1 protein-coding gene and 2 rRNA genes are annotated in these 3,527 nt (G+C 53.2%); all 3 read right to left on the bottom strand.

Annotated features, from left to right (window positions below; genetic code table 11):
* Window positions 1-49 precede the first annotated feature (49 nt).
* Window positions 50-165 (bottom strand): 5S ribosomal RNA (gene rrf, locus G7W63_RS14245).
* A gap of 91 nt (window positions 166-256) precedes the next feature.
* Window positions 257-3,151 (bottom strand): 23S ribosomal RNA (locus G7W63_RS14240).
* A gap of 150 nt (window positions 3,152-3,301) precedes the next feature.
* Window positions 3,302-3,527 (bottom strand): hypothetical protein (locus G7W63_RS19840; RefSeq protein WP_207308961.1); only part of this gene is annotated, 226 nt, incomplete at its 5' end.

Raw genomic sequence — 3,527 nt, 5'->3', positions numbered from 1 at the left:
CCAATAAAAAACCCCAGTACCGTTGGGTACTGGGGTTTGGGTATTAAGAGCCTGACGATGACCTACTCTCACATGGGCAGAAGCCACACTACCATCGGCGCTGGTCTGTTTCACTGCTGAGTTCGGGATGGGATCAGGTGGTTCCAGACCGCTATGGTCGTCAGGCAAAACGGTTGATCACTGGGCAGGACAAGATTGAAACGGTGGTGCGATTGATCACGATCGGTGCGTTATCCGCAATTGTCTTGGGTGTTATATAGTCAAGCCGCACGAGCAATTAGTATCGGTTAGCTCAACGCCTCGCAGCGCTTACACACCCGACCTATCAACGTCCTGGTCTTGAACGGCTCTTCAGGGACCTCAAGGGTCCAGGGAGATCTCATCTTGGAAGGGGCTTCCCGCTTAGATGCTTTCAGCGGTTATCCTGTCCGAACATAGCTACCGGGCAATGCCACTGGCGTGACAACCCGAACACCAGAGGTTCGTCCACTCCGGTCCTCTCGTACTAGGAGCAGCTTTCCTCAAATCTCCAACGTCCACGGCAGATAGGGACCGAACTGTCTCACGACGTTCTAAACCCAGCTCGCGTACCACTTTAAATGGCGAACAGCCATACCCTTGGGACCGGCTTCAGCCCCAGGATGTGATGAGCCGACATCGAGGTGCCAAACACCGCCGTCGATGTGAACTCTTGGGCGGTATCAGCCTGTTATCCCCGGAGTACCTTTTATCCGTTGAGCGATGGCCCTTCCATACAGAACCACCGGATCACTATGACCTACTTTCGTACCTGCTCGACGTGTCTGTCTCGCAGTCAAGCGGGCTTGTGCCATTACACTAACCGCACGATGTCCGACCGTGCTTAGCCCACCTTTGTGCTCCTCCGTTACGCTTTGGGAGGAGACCGCCCCAGTCAAACTACCCACCACACAGTGTCCTTAACCCCGATAAGGGGTCGAAGTTAGAACCTCAAACAGGCCAGGCTGGTATTTCAAGGTTGGCTCCACGATGACTGGCGTCACCGCTTCAAAGCCTCCCAGCTATCCTACACAAGCATGCTCAAAGTTCACTGTGAAGCTATAGTAAAGGTTCACGGGGTCTTTCCGTCTAGCCGCGGATACACCGCATCTTCACGGCGATTTCAATTTCACTGAGTCTCGGGTAGAGACAGCGCCCCCATCGTTACGCCATTCGTGCAGGTCGGAACTTACCCGACAAGGAATTTCGCTACCTTAGGACCGTTATAGTTACGGCCGCCGTTTACCGGGGCTTCGATCAAGAGCTTCGTCCGAAGACTAACCCCATCAATTAACCTTCCGGCACCGGGCAGGCGTCACACCGTATACGTCCACTTTCGTGTTTGCACAGTGCTGTGTTTTTAATAAACAGTCGCAGGGGCCTGGTATCTTCGACCGGCTTCTGCTCCGCCCGCGAAGGGCTTCACATACCACCGGCGTGCCTTCTCCCGAAGTTACGGCACCATTTTGCCTAGTTCCTTTACCCGAGTTCTCTCAAGCGCCTTGGTATTCTCTACCTGACCACCTGTGTCGGTTTGGGGTACGGTCTCTCGTAACCTGAAGCTTAGAAGATTTTCCTGGAAGCATGGCATCAATGACTTCCCGCCCAAAAGGGCAGTCGTCATCACGTCTCGACATTGTGGACCCGGATTTGCCTAAGCCCACTGCCTACTCGCTTAAACCGGGACAACCGTCGCCCGGCTCACCTAGCCTTCTCCGTCTCTCCATCGCAGTTACGCGAGGTACGGGAATATTAACCCGTTTCCCATCGACTACACCTTTCGGTCTCGCCTTAGGGGCCGACTCACCCTGCGCCGATTAGCGTTGCGCAGGAAACCTTGGTCTTCCGGCGTGGGAGTTTTTCACTCCCATTGTCGTTACTCATGTCAGCATTCGCACTTCTGATACCTCCAGCAAGCTTCTCAACTCACCTTCGCAGGCTTACAGAACGCTCCCCTACCCCGTACACTTACGTGCACAGCCGCAGCTTCGGTATCCAGTTTGAGCCCCGTTACATCTTCCGCGCAGGCCGACTCGACTAGTGAGCTATTACGCTTTCTTTAAAGGATGGCTGCTTCTAAGCCAACCTCCTAGCTGTCTGAGCCTTCCCACATCGTTTCCCACTTAACTGGAATTTGGGGACCTTAGCTGGCGGTCTGGGTTGTTTCCCTCTTCACGACGGACGTTAGCACCCGCCGTGTGTCTCCCGGATAGTACTCACTGGTATTCGGAGTTTGCATCGGGTTGGTAAGTCGGGATGACCCCCTAGCCGAAACAGTGCTCTACCCCCAGTGGTATTCGTCCGAGGCGCTACCTAAATAGCTTTCGGGGAGAACCAGCTATCTCCGAGCTTGATTAGCCTTTCACTCCGATCCACAAGTCATCCCCTGGCTTTTCAACGACAGTGGGTTCGGTCCTCCAGTGCGTGTTACCGCACCTTCAACCTGCTCATGGATAGATCGCTCGGTTTCGGGTCTATGTCCAGCGACTAAATCGCCCTATTCAGACTCGGTTTCCCTACGGCTCCCCTATACGGTTAACCTCGCCACTGAACATAAGTCGCTGACCCATTATACAAAAGGTACGCCGTCACAGAACAAGTCTGCTCCGACTGCTTGTACGCATACGGTTTCAGGATCTATTTCACTCCCCTCACAGGGGTTCTTTTCGCCTTTCCCTCACGGTACTGGTTCACTATCGGTCAGTCAGGAGTATTTAGCCTTGGAGGATGGTCCCCCCATGTTCAGACAGGATATCACGTGTCCCGTCCTACTCGTTTTCACCAGACTCAGGTTTCGGATACGGGGCTATCACCCACTATGGCGGTCCTTTCCAGAACCTTCTCCTACCAGTTGTCTAGCTTAAGGGCTAGTCCCCGTTCGCTCGCCGCTACTTAGGGAATCTCGGTTGATTTCTTTTCCTTCGGGTACTTAGATGTTTCAGTTCCCCGAGTTCGCCTCTTACACCTATGTATTCAGTGCAAGATACCGACCCGAAAGTCGGTGGGTTTCCCCATTCAGAGATGCCCGGATCATAGCTTGTTTGCCAGCTCCCCGAGCCTTATCGCAGGCTTCAACGTCTTTCATCGCCTCTGACTGCCAAGGCATCCACCGTATGCGCTTAGTTGCTTGACTATATAACCCCAAGACAACTGACTGTACGGCCCTTCACCCGAAGGTGACGACCCTTACAAGACAATCGCTCGAAGCCATATACAACCACTTCAACGACAACACCGGATAACGCTTGATCGTTATCAATTGAGTGAACAAACCTCGTCACTATCAACCGGACCCGAGGGCCTGGCTGTCAGTCACAAGATTCATCCTCTCGGATGTTTCAATCTTGTCCGTATTTTTAAAGAGCAGTTCTGACCCAGTGATCAGAAAGAAGGGCTTCGGACTTGAGTCATCAAGTGGAAACACTTGTTTCTGGACACTGATCCAACCTAAGCGGTTGGTCAGGTATTCGGTCTTCGATCGGTTTTTGGTGGAGCTAAGCGGGATCGAA

It is taken from the genome of Marinobacter salicampi, assembly GCF_011074795.1.
GTDB lineage: Bacteria > Pseudomonadota > Gammaproteobacteria > Pseudomonadales > Oleiphilaceae > Marinobacter > Marinobacter salicampi.
Note: the sequence above shows the minus strand (reverse complement) of the source record. Positions and strands in the feature narration are given on the sequence as shown.